Below are 16,482 nucleotides of genomic sequence, written 5' to 3'. Positions count from 1 at the left end.
TGGCACCGGAACGCACGAAAGCGGCCGGAGCTGGGCCCCGGCCGCCTGCATCAGCCCGAAGCGAGCGTCGCGCTGCCCTCAGGCAGCGGCGGCCTGCTTCTTGGCGATTTCCTTCTTCAGCTTGACGCAGCGATCCGACAGCAGGCTGTCGCTGGTCTTCATCAGCCAGTTGTCGAGGCCGCCGACATGTTCCACCGAACGCAGGCCGTTCATGGAAACGCGCAGGCGCACGCCGCGGCCCAGCGTATCCGAAATCAGCGTCACATTCTGCAGGTTGGGCAGAAAGGTGCGCTTGGTCTTGTTGTTGGCGTGGGACACGTTGTGGCCGATCTGGCGGCCCTTGGCGGTCAGTTCGCAAACGCGCGACATGGCAGACGTCCTTGGTCGAAATCGTGAATCGAATCTGTGCACGCAAACCCGCCCGGAACAGGCAGGTTCGCAACAGGGGGCGGCGCATAACCCAGCAGGGCACAGGCGTCAACCATGCACGGCCGCAATCGCCGCTTGCCGTGGTGTGGGGGCTGGACGCGCCCGCGCTGCCGGTGCAGAACATCGCCATGCCCTGGTTTGCCATCCACTGCATCGACAAGCCCGATTCGGCCGATCTGCGCGCCGAAACGCGGCCGGCGCATCTGGCGCACATCAACGCCCACAAGGACAAGGTGCTGGTCGCCGGGCCGCTGCTGCGCCCCGACGGCCGGGCGATGGGCAGCCTGCTGATCATGGAATTTGATGATCGCGATGCCGCCATCGCCTTTGCCAATGCCGATCCCTATCACCTGGCTGGCCTGTTCGAGAGCCGGTCGGTGACGAACTGGCATAAGGTGTTGCCGTAGCGCGGCCAGTGGCGATCGCGCAGCGATCGGCACGGACTCGCGCAAGGCCGGCCGGCGACCAAAAAACCCGGCTCTCCAGCCGGGTTTTTCGTGTGTCGTCCGACGGCGTGGCTCCGCCACGCTCTGCTTGGTGTCTTGTCCTTGCACCCTGAAACGGACTCGGCGGCTCCGCCGCCGGCCGTGTTCCTGCACCTGGCTTCGGCGGATGGGTGAGACATTCCCGCCCCCAACCCCTCCCGCATGCGGGAGGGGAGCCCGAAAACCCTAGATCAGCAGACCCTGGCGCTTGGCGGCGCTCGACAGTTCGGCGCGGATGTTGACGCCGGGTTTGGTCAGCCATTCCTGCATGGCATCGAACAGCGGCTCCAGCGTGGCGCCGCGCACCATGGCCTTGATCGGGCCGATGCCGGCCGGCGTGATCGACAGGCGCTCCACGCCCAGCGCCATCAGCGCCAGGGCCTCCAGCGGGCGGCCGCCCATCTCGCCGCAGACGGTGACCGGCACATCGTGCAGGGCGGCAGCGCACACCACGCGGCGGATGACGCGCAGGATGGCGGGGGACAGCCAGTCATACCGGTCGGCGAGGCGCGGATTGGCGCGGTCGGCCGCGAACAGGAACTGGGTGAGATCATTGGTGCCGATGGAGACGAAATCCGTCATCGGCAGCAGCAGGTCGAGCTGTTCGATGAGGGCCGGCACCTCGATCATCGCGCCATATTGGATGTCGGCGGGCACCGGGCGGCCCAGGCTAGCCAGCCGGTCCTTCTGGGCTTCGACCAGGGCACGGGCTTCGGCGAATTCCCAGGGTTCGGAGACCATGGGGAACATCACGGCGAGCGTGCGGCCGGCGGCGGCTTCGAGCAGGGCGCGGGCCTGCACCTTCATCAGGCCATCGCGGCCGAGCGCGAGGCGCAGGGCGCGCCAGCCCATGGCGGGGTTCTCGTCCTCCTCGCCGCCGCCCAGATAGGGCACGGCCTTGTCCCCGCCGATGTCGACGGTGCGGAACACCACCGGCTTGTCGCCGGCGGCATCGAGCACGGTCTTGTACAGCGCCTGCTGGCGCTCCCGGCGGGGCAGCGTGGCGGAAACGAGGAACTGGAATTCGGTGCGGAACAGGCCGATGCCATCGGCGCCGGCCAGCGCAATGCCGGCGGCATCATCGGCAAGGCCGGCGTTCATGTAGAGGCTGATCTGCTTGCCATCGCGGGAGATGGCGGCCAGATCGCGCACCTTGGCCCATTCCTCGGCCTGGCGGGCCTTGAGCGCGCGCATCGCCTGATAGGATTTGATGGTGGCCGCTGTTGGCCGCACCAGCAGGGCGTTGTTGCCGGCATCGACAATCAGTTCGTCGCCATCATTGACCTGGGCAAACAACTGGCCAACCCGGCCCAGCACCGGCACGCCCATGGCGCGCGCGACGATGATCACGTGGGCGGTGAGGCTGCCTTCTTCCAGCACCACGCCCTTCAGCTGGCGCTTGTCATATTCCAGCAGCTCGGCCGGGCCGAGGTTGCGGGCGATGAGGATGGTGTCGGCCGTAAGTCCCTGCTTGGCGGCGGTGTCGAGCTGGCCCGACAGGATGCGCAGCAGCCGGTTGGACAGATCATCGAGATCGGTCAGCCGTTCGCGCAGATAGGGATCATCGATGCTGCGCATGCGGGTGCGGTTGCGCGCCTGCACGCGTTCCACCGCGGCTTCGGCGGTGAGGCCGGTTTCGATCGCCTCGTTGATGCGGCGGGCCCAGCCTTCATCATAGGCGAACATCTTGTAGGTTTCGAGGATCTCGTGGTGATCGGTGCCGGCAACGAAATCGGCCTGGCCCATCATCCGTTCGATCTGGTCGCGCATGCGGCGGAAGGCTTCGACGAGGCGGGCGCGTTCGGTGTCGACATCATCGGCGACCGTGTGTTCCACCACCACGCGCGGCTGGTGGAACACCGCGACCCCGCGCGCCAGACCATCGACCAGCTTCAGGCCGTTCAGCCGGGTCGGCCCGCTGTTGGCGGCGCGCAGGCGGGCGGCCTGGGCATCATCGACCAGCCCGGCGCCGTGGATGAGCTCGGACAGCACCATGCCAACGGTTTGCAGCGCCTCGATCTCCACCTCGGCATAATCGCGCGGCTCGCGGTGCTGCACGGCGAGCACGCCGATGGCGGCCTCTCGGCGCACGATGGGCACGCCGCAGAAGCTGTGGAAATCATCTTCGCCGGTTTCCGGGCGATAGGCGAAATCGGGGTGGGCCTTGGCTTCGGCCAGCGCCAGCGGCTCGCGCCGGGCGGCGATGGTGCCCACCAGGCCCTGGCCCATCGACAGCCGCGTCACGTGCACGGCCGATTGGGCAAGGCCTTGCGTGGCAAACAGTTCCAGCACGCCATCGCGCAGCAGATAGATGGAGGCGACCTCGCTGTTCAGTTCGGCCGCGACGATGCGCACCACCTGGTTCAGCTTGGCCTGCGCGCCCGTCTTGGCCGCCATCACATCGTGAAGACGGCGCAGGATGATGCGGGCGGCGCTGGCAGGCGGCATCAGGCGGCGGCCTCCCGCGTGTTGGCGCGGGCAAGCGCGGCCTCGGCCTCGGCGACCAGTTCGGCAATGATCTCGGCCACCGGTTGCACCTTGGTGACCATGCCGACCGATTGGCCGGCCATCAGGCTGCCGGTTTCGACATCGCCTTCGACAACGGCGCGGCGCAGGGCCCCGGCCCAATAATGTTCGATCGCCAGCTGCCCGGCGGCCAGGTCCATCTCGCCGCGGTCAACGGCGGCGGCCACTTCGCGCTGGCGCTCGTTGAACGCCTCGCTGCCGGCATTTTTGAGGGCGCGCACCGGGATCACCGGCAGGCGCGGATCAATCTGCACCGATGCGATGGCCTCGCGCGCGCTGGCGCGCACGAAAGCTTGCTTGAACTTGTCGTGTGCGACGCTTTCGGCTGCGGCCGCAAAGCGGGTGCCGAGCTGCACGCCGGACGCGCCCATGTCGAGATAGGCGGCAATGGCGTTGCCGCGCCCGATGCCGCCGGCGACGAACACCGGCACATCGGTGATGACCGGCAAAATCTCCTGCGCCAGCACGGTGAGGCTGACAGGGCCGATATGGCCGCCGGCTTCCGACCCTTCGATGACGATGGCATCAACGCCCGACCGCACCAGTTTCTTGGCCAGCGCGGCGGTGGGGGCAAAGCACATCAGCTTGGCGCCAAAGCCCTTGATGGCGGCAATGGCCGGGCCGGGCGGCAGGCCGCCGGCCAGCACGACATGACTCACCTGTTGCCGCGCGCAGACCTGGATCAACTCGTCCAACTGCGGGTGCAGGGTGATGAGGTTGACGCCGAACGGCTTGTCAGTGAGGGCGCGGGTGGCGGCGATTTCGGCTTCCAGCATGGCCGGCGGCATCGCCCCGCAGGCGAGGACGCCAAAGCCGCCGGCGTTGGAGATGGCGGAGACGAGGTTGCGCTCGCTCACCCAGGTCATGGCACCGGCCATGATGGCGTGGCGCGTGCCCAGGAAGGCGCGGCCCCGGGCGGAGGCGGCATCAAGATGCGGCGTGGCGCTCATGCATCGTCCCCCTCGGCGGGCGCCGGCCCGTCGAGGCCGTAGGCGGTGTGCAGCACGCGCACGGCCAGTTCGACATAATCCTTGGGGATCAGCACGCTCACCTTGATTTCCGATGTGGTGATGGCCTGAATGTTGATGCCGCGGCTGGCCAGCGCGCGGAACATGGTGGCGGCCACCCCGGCATGGCTCTTCATGCCAACGCCGACCACGCTGATCTTGGCGACATCATCGTCGGCAATCAGGCTCTGGAAACCGATGGTGTCCTTGGCCTTTTCCAGCACGTCGGTGCTGGCCGGCAGCTGGGCGCGCGGCACGGTGAAGGTCACATCGGTGCGGCCTTCGTCCTTGGCGATGTTCTGCACGATCATGTCGACATTGACATTGGCATCGGCAAGCGGGCCGAAGATGCTGGCCACCACGCCCGGCTGGTCGGCCACGCCCACCAGCGTCACCTTGGCTTCGTTGCGATCCGCGACCACGCCGGCGATCAGTTCACGTTCCATCTCGTCATCCTCGTCCACCACCAGCGTGCCGGGCGCGTCGGAGAAGCTCGACAGCACCTGCACCACCACCTTTTCCTTCATGGCCAGTTCGACTGACCGGGTTTGCAACACCTTGGCGCCCACGCTGGCCAGTTCCAGCATTTCTTCATAGGTGATCTTCTGCAGCTTGCGGGCGCGCGGCACGATGCGGGGATCGGTGGTGTAGACGCCGTCGACATCGGTGTAGATGTCGCAGCGATCCGCCTTCACCGCCGCCGCCAGCGCCACCGCCGACGTGTCGGACCCGCCCCGACCCAGCGTTGTCACCCGGCCATCGCGGGTCATGCCCTGGAAGCCCGGCACCACGGCAACGGCTCCGGCCTTCATGCTGCTGATGATCGCGTCGGTCCCGATCTCCTCGATGCGGGCGACGCTGTGTGCGGCGCTGGTGTGGATCGGCAATTGCCAGCCCAGCCAGCTGCGCGCGTTCACGCCCAGCCCCTGCAGCGTGATGGCCAACAGGCCGGAGGTGATCTGCTCGCCGGCGGCCACCACCACATCATATTCGGCCGGATCGGCCAGCGGCGAGGCTTCGCGGCAATAGCCGACCAGCCGATCGGTCTCGCCCGCCATGGCCGAAACCACCACCGCCACCTCGTTGCCGGCGTCCACCTCGCGCTTCACCCGATTGGCGACGTTGCGAATCCGCTCCGTTCCCGCCATCGAGGTGCCGCCAAATTTCATCACGATCCGGGCCATGGCCGGCATCATCCTTCGTGCTGCTTCACTATTGCCCTTGCCTGATAGGAACGTGGAGGGGCAATGGCAAGAAAGCCCTGCCCCAGATGGGAACAAGAAAATGTCTCAAGCCGCCAGCATCAACCCCGATGAAGCCGCATTCTTCGGCAAGCTGGCGGCTGACTGGTGGAACCCCAAGGGCACATCGGCCATGCTGCACCGGATCACGCCGGTCAGGGTGGCGCATATCCGCGCCCTGGCGCTGGCGCATTTCGGGCTGGATGGGCGCAGCCGCCGGCCGCTGACGGGCCTGAGCGCCCTTGATGTCGGCTGCGGCGCCGGGCTCATGGCCGAGCCGCTTGCGCGCATGGGGGCGGCGACCAGCGCCATCGATGCGGCGCCAGAGAATATCGCGGCCGCCCGCGTGCATGCGCAGGGCCAGGGGCTGGCCATCGATTATCGGTGCATCGCGGTGGAGGATCTGGCTGCGACCGGCGCGCGTTTTGATCTGATCACCTGCCTGGAGGTAGTTGAGCATGTGGCGGGCCGTGACGCCTTTTTCGCCGCCATTGCCCAGCTGCTGAAGCCCGGCGGGCTGGCGGTGTTTTCCACGCCCAACCGCACGCCGGCCAGCTGGGCGGTGGTGATTGCCGGCGCCGAATATATCACCCGCTCCATCCCGCGCGGCGCGCACGACTGGAACCGCTTCTTCACGCCGGCCGAACTGGCCGAGGCGCTGACCCATGCCGGCCTGGTGCCGGGCGAGCCGGCCGGCCTGAGCTGGCGGCCGGGTGCGGGCTTCGTGATCGGCAGCGATGTTTCGGTGAACTATTTCCTCACCGCCACGCCTCAGGCCTGACGCAGCACCACCACCAGCGCCCGCACATCGACCAGCATGGTGGCCAGTTCCATCATTGCGACAAAGAACATCGGGTAGAACAGCGCCGGCTGGCGGCTGGCCCAGGCGGCAGTCCATTTGACTGGCGCCAGCCGTGGCAGCAGCCGGGCGCCGGCCAGCGAAACCATCACCCCAATGGCGGCCCCGGCCAGAAGATCGCTGGCATAATGCAGGCCGAGATACAGGCGGGGCAGGGCAATCATCACCAGCGCCCAGGCAAAGGCCAGCAGCCCGGCCCGGCGCGAGACCAGCCAGATGCCGGTGGCCAGCGCGAAGAACAGCACGCCATGATCGCTGGGGAAGCTGCTTTCGGTGGTGATGCCCAGCGCCTCGGCCGTCAGCCCGCCGGGCAGGCGGAACGGCAGGTCGGGATCGAGCAGCGGGCGGGGGCGGAACGGCAGCGTTTTGGACAACATCCGGGCCAGCACCTCACCCAGCCCGCAACTGGCCAGCACGGCGAGGATCAGCCGGCGGTCATGCTGGCTGCGTTCACCCCCGGCATCGCCATGGGCGCACCAGGCCCACCACAACAGGCCGCACATCACCCCGCCTTTCAGCAGGGCGTTGGCCGACAGGGCCAGCACGAAGGCGTCGAACAGCGGCCAGCGGCCGTTGAGGCCGGCCATGGCCTGGGACAGGAGAAGGTCAATCGGCGGCATGATGTGGCAAGTCCTTGCAGGCGGCAATGCGATGCGCCGCCCCATGCACAGGCCATGCCAGCGGCCTGATGCTGCGGATTCAGGGCCTTGGCCGGCGCGCCGGCTGCCGGGTTCGCAATTTGCGGCGCTGGGCGTTGCAGATTGCGCGATCAGGCCGGGCGCGTGCGGTAGAGGCCGGCAATCACGGCCACGGCTGCGGCTGCCTCGGCTGGATCCGGCGTCTCGTCTGCGTTGTTGAACCCGAAGCCTTCATGCGGCCCGACATTCTGCACCACGATGCCATCGGGGCGCGGCACCACGCTGATGTCGCGATAATAAAGGCCTTGGCGCACCTCGGGCTGTGGCGGCAGCCAGGCGATCTGGCCGCGCACGGGGATGATGCTGTCATCACGCATCAGGGCGCGGGCACCATAGCCGGTGCAGTTGATGATGACGCGTTCCGGGATGCGGGCGAAATCGGCCGGGCTGGCCAGGGTCATCGGCACGAAGCGGCCGCCGGCAGCCATGAATTCCTGTTCCAGCGTGGCGGCCAGCTGGGCGATGTTGAAGTTCATCGCGACATTGCGCCGAACCAATGGCACGGCAAAGGGATGCTGATCGGCGGTCAGCGGCTCGTTCCTGGGGCTGATGTCGGCCAGACGCTCCTGATAATTCACGAACGTGTCGATGCCGCCGCCGGGCAGGCTGATCCGGTCCTTCTCGCCGCGCTGGGGCGGGGCATCGAACAGGACATAACGCTCCTGAAATTCGACCGGGGTGCCGGCGCGGCCCAGATAGGCCTGGTGCATCGCCCAGCTGCGCCGCGCCATCTGCTCCCAGCGGGCGGCAAAGCCCGCATCCACCGCGCCATCCATGGCGATGCGGCTGTGCGGCGACCAGGTGCCGGTGGCGCGGGCCGAGCGCACATCGGGAAAACGGTCCTGGGCGTAGATCACAACCTTCAGACCCAGACGCTGGGCGGTGATCGCCGTGGTCAGGCCGATTGCCCCGGCGCCGACCACGGCCAGTGTTTTCGCCCCGGCCTGCAGCGCCAGCGGCACCGCCTGCGCGGCCGAGCCCCAGCTCAACGACCAGCCGCTGCCGCCATGGCCATAATGATGGATCACCTGGCGCCCGGCGATGCGTTCCATGGCGATGCGCGGGCCGGCGGCGCGGAACGGGCGCAGACAGACGGTGATGCGCATGATGCGATCAGTGCGGGCGTGGATGGGCGCGATCGGCTGGCCGGGTGCAAAGCCGGTCTGGGCCAGGGCCGGCGCGGCCGCCAGCCCGGCGAGGCCCAGTGCCATGTCGCGGCGGTTGATCATGCGCACTTCCCCCAGATCATCGACACCAGATGCACCACCGGCCCGCCGCCCACGCAACTTGGGCAGGCTTGGCGCGCCACCAGCCGTGTGTAGAATTCGGCCAGAGGAGAAAGACCTCGCACAGGAGACGGGCCATGACCACACCGCTGACCGGCATTCACCACAGCGCCTATCGCTGCCGCGATGCGGAGGAAACGCGCGCCTTTTACGAGGATGTGCTGGGTCTGCCGCTGGCCGCGGTGGTGCAGGAGGAGAGGGAGCCGGGCTCGCGCCTGCCCAACCCGTTCGTGCACCTGTTTTTCCGCATGGGCGACAGCAAGTTCATCGCCTTTTTCGACGCGCCCAACTCAGTGCCCGATGGCGCGTTCAATCTTGTGCATGGCTTTGACCGGCACGTCGCCTTCGAGGCGGAGGATGAGGCGCGGCTGCTGGAATGGCAGGCCAAGCTGAACGCCGCCGGCGTGCCCTGTTTCGGGCCGATCGATCATGGTTTCGTGAAATCGGTTTATTTCGCCGATCCCAACGGGCTGCCGCTGGAAATCACTGCGCGCGTGGCTGCCCATGATGCCATCCTGGCCGAAGACGCCAAGACTGCCCATGCCGTCATCAAGGCCTGGACCGCGCGCAAGGCCGCCGCCCGCGCCGAAGGGCGGGCGGCATGAGCTTTGCCCGCGTGCCCCTGTTGATCGCCTTCCGCGAGGCGGTGGGCCTGCGCGACACCTATGGCGGCATTGATGGGGTGGTGGCGCTGCAGGCCCATCATCTGAAGCCCGAGGCGCCGTCGGACACGATTGTCATCTTCATGCACCCGATGGGCATCATGCATTATCTGCCGCTGCCCCCGGCGCTGGCGGCGGCCGGCGTGCATGTGCTGACCGCGGTGTCGCGATATCCGAACAACGATTCGGCGCTGATCATGGAGAAGGTGGCGGTCGATCTTGGCCGCTGGGTGGCGCATTGCCGCGAGGTGCTGGGTTACAAGCGGGTCGTGCTGGCCGGCTGGTCGGGCGGTGGCAGCCTGGCGCTGTTCTATCAGGCCGAGGCGAGCGACCCCCAGGTGACCCACACCCCGGCCGGTGAGCCCTTCCCGCTGGCCGAAGCCAAGCTGCCGCCGGTGGATGGCGTGATGCTGCTGGCGGCGCATGTCAGCCGGGCCCAAACGCTCACCGAATGGCTTGATGCCTCGGTGATCGACGAGGCGGGGCCGGTGCGCGATCCCAAGTGGAATCTCTACAGCCCCGAATGCCCGCAGCCGCCCTATAGCGCTGATTTCCTGGCCGAAAATGCGGCGCGGCAGGTGGCGCGATCGAACCGCATCACCGCCTGGGCTGAGGCGCAGCTGGCCGAATTGACCGCGCGTGAGGGCCCGCATGCCGAGCGCGCCTTCATCGTGCATGGCACCATGGCGGCGCCCTGCTGGCTCGATCCGGCGGTGGACGCCAATGACCGGGTGCCCGGCCGCTGTTACCTGGGCGATCCCAGGCTGATCAACGATTCGCCCGGCGGGCTGGGGCGGTTCACCACGCTGCGATCCTGGCTGTCGCAGTGGAGCCTCAAGTCCAACGCCTGTTCGCTGAAGGTGGGGCATCGCATCCTTGTGCCGGTGCTGGTGGTGGGCAACACGGCCGATGATGCCTGCACGCCCAGCCACACGCAGCGCCTGTTTGATTGTGTGCCCAATGCCACATCGCGCGAGCTGCACGAGGTGAAGGGCGCGACGCATTATTACGCGTTTCAGCCGGAGCATCTGAAACAGGCGGCCGGGATCGTGACGGACTGGCTGGGCCGGGCGATCTAGGCTCAGGACCTGTTAAATCCATGTCCCGTCATTGAACGAAGCGGCCAAATGGCCGCGTCGCGCGGCCTTGCCGGGGGGCGCTGCCCCGCCTGCGGCCACCCTCCTCGCCATTTGGCCGCTTCGTTCAATGACGGGACATGGATTTAACAGGTCCTGAGCCTGGCCCGCCAATTCGCCCGGTTGCCAGCGGGCCCGCAGCGCCTAAACTGTGCCCAAGGATTGCAGGGGAGAGAGACGATGGCCAGCCACGCCAAGACCGCCGAATGGGATGCCCGCGATGCCAGCGCCATGCGCGCCGTGCTGGAGGCGCAGCGCGCCAGCTTCACCGCCGAACTGCCGGTATCGGCCGCCGCCCGCCGTGACCGGTTGAACCGCGCGCTGGATGTGGTGCTCACGCACAAGGACCGGCTGGTTGCGGCCCTGTCAGAGGATTTCGGCCATCGCTCCAATGAGATGAGCCTGGTGACCGACATCATGTCGAGCGTGAAGCCGGTGAAGCATGCGCTGAAGCATCTGGACCAGTGGATGAAGCCGGAAAAGCGCCGCCTCGATTTCCCGCTGGGTCTGCTGGGCGCCAAGGCGCGGGTGGAATGGCAGCCAAAGGGCGTGGTGGGCATCATCAGCCCGTGGAATTTCCCGATCAACCTGACCTGGGCGCCGCTGGCCGGCGTGCTGGCCGCCGGCAACCGGGCGATGATCAAGCCTTCGGAATATACGCCCGTCACCAGCGCGTTGATGAAGGAAATACTGGAAGCCGCCTTTGACCCGACCGAAATTGCCGTCATCACAGGCGGGCCGGAGGTGGGCCGGGCCTTCACCGAACTGCCGTTCGATCACATCATCTTCACCGGCGCCACCAGCGTTGCCCGCCACGTGATGGCGGCGGCGGCGAAGAATCTGGTGCCGCTGACGCTGGAACTGGGCGGCAAGTCGCCCACCATCATCAGCCGCTCGGCCGATGTGGCCCAGGCCACGGAGCGGGTGGCGATGGGCAAGCTGATGAACGCCGGGCAGATCTGTCTGGCGCCCGATTATCTGCTGGTGCCCGAAGAGAAGGAGGGCGAGATTGTCGAGGGCCTGAAGGCCGCGACCGCCCGGCTCTATCCCACCATGCTGGCCAATCCGGATTACACCAGCGTGCTGGGCGCCCGCCACCGCGAGCGGCTGGAAGCCCATGTCGCCGATGCCCGCGCCAAGGGGGCGCAGGTGGAGGTGGTGAACCCGGCCAATGAGGATTTTTCGAAGCAGAACACCAACAAGATGCCGCTGCACATCATCCGCGGCGCCACCGACGAGATGACGGTGATGCAGGAGGAAATCTTTGGCCCGCTGCTGCCGGTGCGCACCTACAAGGCGGTGGACGGCGCTATCGACGAGATCAACCGCCGCGACCGACCGCTGGGCCTTTATTGGTTCGGACAGGACGAGCTGGAACAGCGCCGCGTGCTCGACCGCACGATTTCGGGCGGCGTGACGGTGAACGACGTGATCTTCCATGTCTCGGCCGAGGAACTGCCCTTTGGCGGCATCGGCCCGGCCGGCATGGGCAATTATCATGGCCACGATGGCTTCAAGCAGTTCAGCCACCCCAAATCCGTCTATACCCAGCCGAAGATCGATCTGGCCGGCCTGGCCGGGTTCAAGCCGCCCTATGGCGAGAAGACGGCCAAGGCGCTGGCGCGTGAACTGAAGAAGTGATCGAGCGGGCGGCCTGGGCAGTGCTGGCGCTGATCCATGCGCTGCCCGCGCTGGCCCTGTTCAACCCCGGCCTGATCAGCCGGCTTTACGGCGTTGCGCCCGGTGATGGGGCGTTCCTGCTGCTGCACCACCGCGCCGCCCTGTTCCTGGGCGTGCTGATCCTGTGCCTTTGGGCGGCGGCCGTGCCGGAGGTACGGCAGGCGGCCAGCGTGGTGGTGGCCGTATCGATGCTGTCCTTCCTGTGGCTGTGGCATGGCGCTGGCCGACCGGCGGCGCTGAACAGCATTGCCATCGCCGATCTGATTGGCCTGCCGGCGCTGGCCTGGGTGATGTGGCGGGCCTGGGGAATGGGGGCGGCATGAACCGCCATGGCCAGTGCCTGTGCGGCGCCGTCCGCGTGGTGCTGGCGGCCGAGCCGGCCATGGTCAACATGTGCCATTGCGCCGATTGCCAGCGCCGCAGCGGTTCGCCGTTCGGCATGGCCGTGTGGCTGGCGGAAGGTGACGTGGCGATCAGCGGCGAGACGCGGGCGTTTGACCATGCCAGCGACAAGGGCCGGGCGCTGACCAACCGCTTCTGCCCGCGCTGTGGCAGCACCATCTGCTACACCGCCGCGATCAACCCCGGCCTGATCGCCATCCCCGCCGGCCTGTTCGCCGATCCCGACACGCCGCCGCCGCTGCGCAGCGTGTTCGAGGATCGGCGGCACAAATGGGTTGCGGTGCCCGATGGCACGGTGCGCCTGCCGCGCGGGCGGGATGGTTAGGCCGGCGGCTGTGTGGCGATGAAGGCCAGCGTGGCCAGCAGCCGGTCCGCCAGTGCCACCAGCGCCGGGTTGTGGCTGCGCCAGTCGAGATCGGGGAAACGGAACGACAGATAGTCCACCGCAACGGCGCAGCAGATGTCACCGAGGCCGCTGCCGCCCACGCGGGTGTTCATCACGCTGAGCGCGCGCTCGATCGCGCGATATTGCCGGTCCACCCACGGGCCGCTGGTAATGCCCTGGGCCATGTTGAACCTGAGGATGATCGCGGCATCGAGCACGCCATCGGCCAGCGCCTCGGTGGTGCGGGCGTGCCAATGGGCGGGCCCCGATGTTGCCATCAGCTGCTGCCCCGGCACACTGGCCAACAGGAAGGCGGCGATCACCGGCGAATCGATGATGGCGCTGCCATCGTCCAGCACCAGCGCCGGCACCTTGCCGAGCGGGTTGGCGGCCAGCAGGGCGGCCGGATCGGTCATCGGCGTGGTGTCCTCCACCGGCAGCTTGATGCCCAGCTCATGGGCAATCACCCGCAATTTGCGGGCATAGGGGGAGGTGGCAGAGGCGAGGAGTTTCACGGGGTCACCTTCAATTGTTCAACCAGGAACGCCTCCACTTGGCTCCACACCGGGCTGCCGGGCGCGATCACCTCGAAATGGCCGGTGCCGCCCAGGATCAGGGCGCTGGCCTTGTCCTTGCCTTTGCGGGCTTCGGTTACCCATTTTGCCGTGGCGGTGGGGGAGAGGAACAGGCTGGCCGACACCAGGGCCGATTTCACCCCCAGCGGCAGTTGCGCCTGCGGGCTGCCTTCGGCCCAGCGTTTTGGCTGTTCGGCCGGGCTGCCGCCAAACATCGCCTTGCCGGCCGGGACGCCGCAGCCTTTTTCAAACGTCTCAATCTCGGCACCGGGGTCGCCCGGCCCGTCGATCGCGACCACCGCGCCAATCTTCAGCGGATCGGGCGAGGCGATTTCGCTGTCTTTCGGCAATTTGTGGCGGCTGGCCACCCACAGGGCCGCGTGCGCTCCGGCGCTGTGGCCGGTGACGGCGACGCGCGTCAGATCAAGCGGATAGCGTTTGGCCAGTTCGCGAAGATGGTCGGTGGCGGCGGCCCAATCCCGGAAGGTGCCGGGCCAGCCGGCACCGGCATCACCCGAATATTTGCCATCCGGCCCGGTTTCGCCGGCCTGGCGATATTCGATGTTCCAGGTGGCAAAGCCCTTTTCGGTCAGGCGGCTGGCCAGCGCGGCGGTGTTCTGTTTGGTGGCAAAGCCCTTCCACCAACAGCCGCCGTGGATGACGATCACCACCGGATGCGGGCCCGGTCCGGCCGGCAGGCGCAGTTCGCCCACCTGTGCCGGCGCGGTGCCATAGGCTTCAACCAGCATCGGTTTCGATGCGGGCAGGGCATCGACATCGGCCGGGCGCATCCGCTGCGCCAGCGCCGGGCTGGCGAGCAGGGCGGCGATGAGCAGCGCACGCTTCACTTCAGCAACTCCGTCGCGGCGGCCAGCCGGTCCGCATAGTCCGTCAGCGCCTTGGCGGCGACGCCGGCTTCGCGCACCGCATCGTCAAAGCGCCGTTCCTCTACCGCCTCGCGCACGCCGGGCAGCGTCTTCGAACCATAGCCGGTGAAACGGCCCGGCGCGTAGAGGATGTTGCGGAACCACGGCCGGAACGGCAGGCCGACGGGGCTGAGCAGGCTTTGTTCGATGCCCTGGATCTGCTTGTTGAGCGCGGCCGCCTGTGCCGGCGTGAGGCTGGCCGCCTTGGCCGCCATGGCGGCATCAAAGGCCTTGGCCGCGCCATCCAGCCGGGTGATGGCGGCATCCAGCGTCGACAGATCGAGCGCCGGGGTTGCCGGCTTGGCCAGCGGCGGGCCCAGCGGATCGCGCGGATCGCTGCCCAGCTTGTAGATGTCGGCCGTCAGCCCCTCGCGCCGCTGGTCCTCGCGGCGGCGGCTGTCGATCAGCGCCTTGATCTCATTCAGATAGGCCCGCGCCGACCCTGCCACCGGGCCAAAGCGCACCGGCAGCACATCGGCATCGGCGAGCCGCATCACCAGCCGCCCGGCCACCTTGGACAGCGCTGCGCCATAGGCGAGGCCCGGATCATCCCAGCGCACGAAATGATCATAACTGTCGTAGATGCTGTGATAGCTGCCGGCGCTTTCGCCCTCCCCGCCAAAGCCGATGTTGATCGATGAGACACCGGCATGGTGGATGAAGGCGGTATAATCGCTGCCCGAACCCAGCGCATCCATCGGCTGGTCGCCGCCCAGTTCGGCTGCGGCCAGCGCCGCCGGGTTGCCGCGCAGGCCATCAAAGGCCTTGGCCCGCACCCCGGCGCGCCAGCGGTCTGCCACGCTGGCGCCGGTGGCCGGATCCTTCACGTTGGCCGCGACCTGGCCGATCAGGCTGGTGAACTGGGCGCTGCCATCGGCGCCCAGGAAGCCACGGCCGTTGGAATCGCTGTTGATGTAAACCACCGCCTTCTGGCGCAGCTCGGGCAGGTTGTGCTCCACCCATTCGGTCGAGCCGAGCAGGCCCGGCTCCTCGCCATCCCAGCTGGCATAGACAATGCTGCGCTTGGGCCGCCAGCCGGATTTCCACAGGGCGCCCAGCGCCTTGGCTTCCGACAGCATGGCCACCTCGCCCGAAAGCGGATCAGAGGCGCCAAACACCCAGCCGTCGTAATGATTGCCGCGCACCACCCATTCGTCCTTCTTCGACGAACCGGGCAGGGTGGCGATGACGTTGGAAATGGTCTTCAGCGACCATTCCGATTCGACCTTCAGATGCACCTGCACATCGTCGCTGCCGCCAAAGCGATAATGGAAGGGCAGGCCCCCGCGCCAATCGGCCGGCACTGGCGCGCCCTTCAGGCGGGAGAGGATCTCGGTCGCATCGGCATAGGAAATCGGCAGGGTGGGGATTTTCAGCACGGTCGGCGCGGTTTCGCGCGTCAGCCGCTTGGCATCCTTGGTGGCGGCGACGCCGGGGGTGAGCGGATCGCCCGGATAGGTCGTCATGTCGACCACGCTGCCGCGCTGCACGCCGGCCGGCGGGCGGCCGCCGCCATTGGGATAGGTGTCGGCGCTGCCATAGCCATCCTGCTGCGGATCGGAATAGATGAGGCAGCCGATGGCGCCCTGTTCCTGCGCCAGTTTCGGCTTCAGCCCGCGCCAGCCGCCGCCATAGCGGGCGATGACGATCTTGCCCTTCACCGAAATGCCGCGCCGGGCCAGCGCCTCATAATCGCCCGGCAGGCCATAGTTCACATAGACGACGGGTGCCGTCACATCGCCATCGCCCTGATAGGCAACATAGGGCGGCAGCGCGCCGGCCAGCGTGTTGGAGGTGGCGTCTTCCTTGATGCCAGGTTCCTGCCCGCCCAAGGCCTTCTTCACCGGGCCGACCAGTTCGAGCGCGGTGGACACCGGCGTCGGATAGAGCACCTGATAATCGGCGCGCTTCACCTGCCAGCCCCAATCGCGGAACAGCTTCTCGATCATGGCCGCATTGGCCTGGTTGTGCGGGCTGGCGACATGGTTGGGCCCGCTGCTCAACGCCTTCAACCAGGCCATCTGCTCGGCGCTGGAGACCTGGGCGTCAAAGGCCGCCTCTTGGGCAGCCGGCTGGGCGGTGGCGGCGGTGGTGGCCAGCAGCGCGGCCAGAATCAGTGCTTTCATCAACGGTCCCCTTGTTGTGGCGCAAGACTAGCCGGTGACGCCGCCGTTTGAAAACGCTA

16 protein-coding genes are annotated in these 16,482 nt (G+C 67.6%); 7 read left to right on the top strand and 9 right to left on the bottom strand.

Annotated features, from left to right (window positions below):
• Positions 1-78: 78 nt before the first annotated feature.
• The gene (gene rpmB, locus AC6BOR_RS06805; protein ID WP_086115913.1) at positions 79-369 is read right to left on the bottom strand and encodes a 50S ribosomal protein L28; all 291 of its coding nucleotides are present in this window, start codon (positions 367-369) and stop codon (positions 79-81) included.
• A gap of 140 nt (positions 370-509) precedes the next feature.
• Here rpmB and AC6BOR_RS06800 point away from each other — a divergent pair, with 140 nt between their 5' ends.
• Entirely contained in the window at positions 510-836 is a 327-nt protein-coding gene (locus AC6BOR_RS06800; protein WP_498060411.1) for a YciI family protein, read from the top strand.
• A gap of 264 nt (positions 837-1,100) precedes the next feature.
• On the opposite strand, the gene ptsP is transcribed toward AC6BOR_RS06800, so the two are convergent.
• The 3 genes from ptsP to AC6BOR_RS06785 are packed head-to-tail and all read right to left on the bottom strand — an operon-like array spanning position 1,101 to position 5,631.
• A complete protein-coding gene (gene ptsP, locus AC6BOR_RS06795) occupies positions 1,101-3,362 on the bottom strand; it encodes a phosphoenolpyruvate--protein phosphotransferase (RefSeq protein WP_498060410.1) in 2,262 nt (753 codons plus the stop codon).
• Positions 3,362-4,390 (bottom strand): NAD(P)H-dependent flavin oxidoreductase, encoded by a 1,029-nt coding sequence (locus AC6BOR_RS06790; RefSeq protein ID WP_498060409.1) that lies wholly within the window; start codon positions 4,388-4,390, stop codon positions 3,362-3,364. Before AC6BOR_RS06790 ends, ptsP begins: the two co-directional genes overlap by 1 nt.
• Positions 4,387-5,631: an aspartate kinase gene (locus AC6BOR_RS06785; RefSeq protein ID WP_498060408.1), complete on the bottom strand. Its 1,245-nt coding sequence runs from the start codon at positions 5,629-5,631 to the stop codon at positions 4,387-4,389. The genes AC6BOR_RS06790 and AC6BOR_RS06785 overlap by 4 nt, the downstream gene beginning before the upstream one ends.
• Positions 5,632-5,731: 100 nt before the next feature.
• Between AC6BOR_RS06785 and ubiG the strand changes: the two genes are divergently transcribed.
• Positions 5,732-6,469, top strand: a complete 738-nt coding sequence (gene ubiG / locus AC6BOR_RS06780; protein WP_498060407.1) for a bifunctional 2-polyprenyl-6-hydroxyphenol methylase/3-demethylubiquinol 3-O-methyltransferase UbiG — start codon at positions 5,732-5,734, stop codon at positions 6,467-6,469.
• Here the strand turns inward: ubiG and AC6BOR_RS06775 are convergent.
• Together AC6BOR_RS06775 and AC6BOR_RS06770 are read right to left on the bottom strand one after the other, a co-directional pair.
• The gene (locus AC6BOR_RS06775) at positions 6,460-7,167 is read right to left on the bottom strand and encodes a phosphatase PAP2 family protein (RefSeq protein ID WP_498060406.1); all 708 of its coding nucleotides are present in this window, start codon (positions 7,165-7,167) and stop codon (positions 6,460-6,462) included. The two genes, ubiG and AC6BOR_RS06775, sit on opposite strands and share 10 nt — an antisense overlap.
• Before the next feature lie 149 nt (positions 7,168-7,316).
• Entirely contained in the window at positions 7,317-8,474 is a 1,158-nt protein-coding gene (locus tag AC6BOR_RS06770) for an FAD-dependent oxidoreductase (RefSeq protein WP_498060405.1), read from the bottom strand.
• Positions 8,475-8,608: 134 nt separating this feature from the next.
• Between AC6BOR_RS06770 and AC6BOR_RS06765 the strand changes: the two genes are divergently transcribed.
• The 5 genes from AC6BOR_RS06765 to AC6BOR_RS06745 all read left to right on the top strand — a co-directional run bounded on the left by AC6BOR_RS06765 (position 8,609) and on the right by AC6BOR_RS06745 (position 12,736).
• Positions 8,609-9,136 carry a VOC family protein gene (locus AC6BOR_RS06765; protein WP_498060404.1) on the top strand — a complete coding sequence of 176 codons (528 nt, stop codon included), beginning with the start codon at positions 8,609-8,611 and terminating at the stop codon, positions 9,134-9,136.
• A complete protein-coding gene (locus AC6BOR_RS06760; protein ID WP_498060403.1) occupies positions 9,133-10,272 on the top strand; it encodes an alpha/beta fold hydrolase in 1,140 nt (379 codons plus the stop codon). The genes AC6BOR_RS06765 and AC6BOR_RS06760 overlap by 4 nt, the downstream gene beginning before the upstream one ends.
• Before the next feature lie 237 nt (positions 10,273-10,509).
• Positions 10,510-11,970: a coniferyl aldehyde dehydrogenase gene (locus AC6BOR_RS06755; protein WP_498060402.1), complete on the top strand. Its 1,461-nt coding sequence runs from the start codon at positions 10,510-10,512 to the stop codon at positions 11,968-11,970.
• On the top strand, positions 11,967-12,332 hold the full coding sequence (locus tag AC6BOR_RS06750; RefSeq protein ID WP_498060401.1) for a hypothetical protein: 366 nt from the start codon (positions 11,967-11,969) through the stop codon (positions 12,330-12,332). The genes AC6BOR_RS06755 and AC6BOR_RS06750 overlap by 4 nt, the downstream gene beginning before the upstream one ends.
• Positions 12,329-12,736 (top strand): GFA family protein, encoded by a 408-nt coding sequence (locus AC6BOR_RS06745; RefSeq protein ID WP_498060400.1) that lies wholly within the window; start codon positions 12,329-12,331, stop codon positions 12,734-12,736. The genes AC6BOR_RS06750 and AC6BOR_RS06745 overlap by 4 nt, the downstream gene beginning before the upstream one ends.
• Here the strand turns inward: AC6BOR_RS06745 and AC6BOR_RS06740 are convergent.
• From AC6BOR_RS06740 to AC6BOR_RS06730, 3 genes are read right to left on the bottom strand one after another with little or no spacing between them, the layout of a single operon-like run.
• Positions 12,733-13,311, bottom strand: a complete 579-nt coding sequence (locus AC6BOR_RS06740) for a glutathione S-transferase N-terminal domain-containing protein (protein WP_498060399.1) — start codon at positions 13,309-13,311, stop codon at positions 12,733-12,735. The two genes, AC6BOR_RS06745 and AC6BOR_RS06740, sit on opposite strands and share 4 nt — an antisense overlap.
• Positions 13,308-14,219, bottom strand: a complete 912-nt coding sequence (locus AC6BOR_RS06735) for an alpha/beta hydrolase (RefSeq protein ID WP_498060398.1) — start codon at positions 14,217-14,219, stop codon at positions 13,308-13,310. Before AC6BOR_RS06735 ends, AC6BOR_RS06740 begins: the two co-directional genes overlap by 4 nt.
• On the bottom strand, positions 14,216-16,423 hold the full coding sequence (locus AC6BOR_RS06730) for a transferrin receptor-like dimerization domain-containing protein (protein ID WP_498060397.1): 2,208 nt from the start codon (positions 16,421-16,423) through the stop codon (positions 14,216-14,218). The genes AC6BOR_RS06735 and AC6BOR_RS06730 overlap by 4 nt, the downstream gene beginning before the upstream one ends.
• Between the last annotated feature and the right edge of the window lie 59 nt (positions 16,424-16,482).

The sequence above is a fragment of the Sandarakinorhabdus sp. FBCC-B8862 genome, from assembly GCF_059745315.1.
Note: the sequence above shows the minus strand (reverse complement) of the source record. Positions and strands in the feature narration are given on the sequence as shown.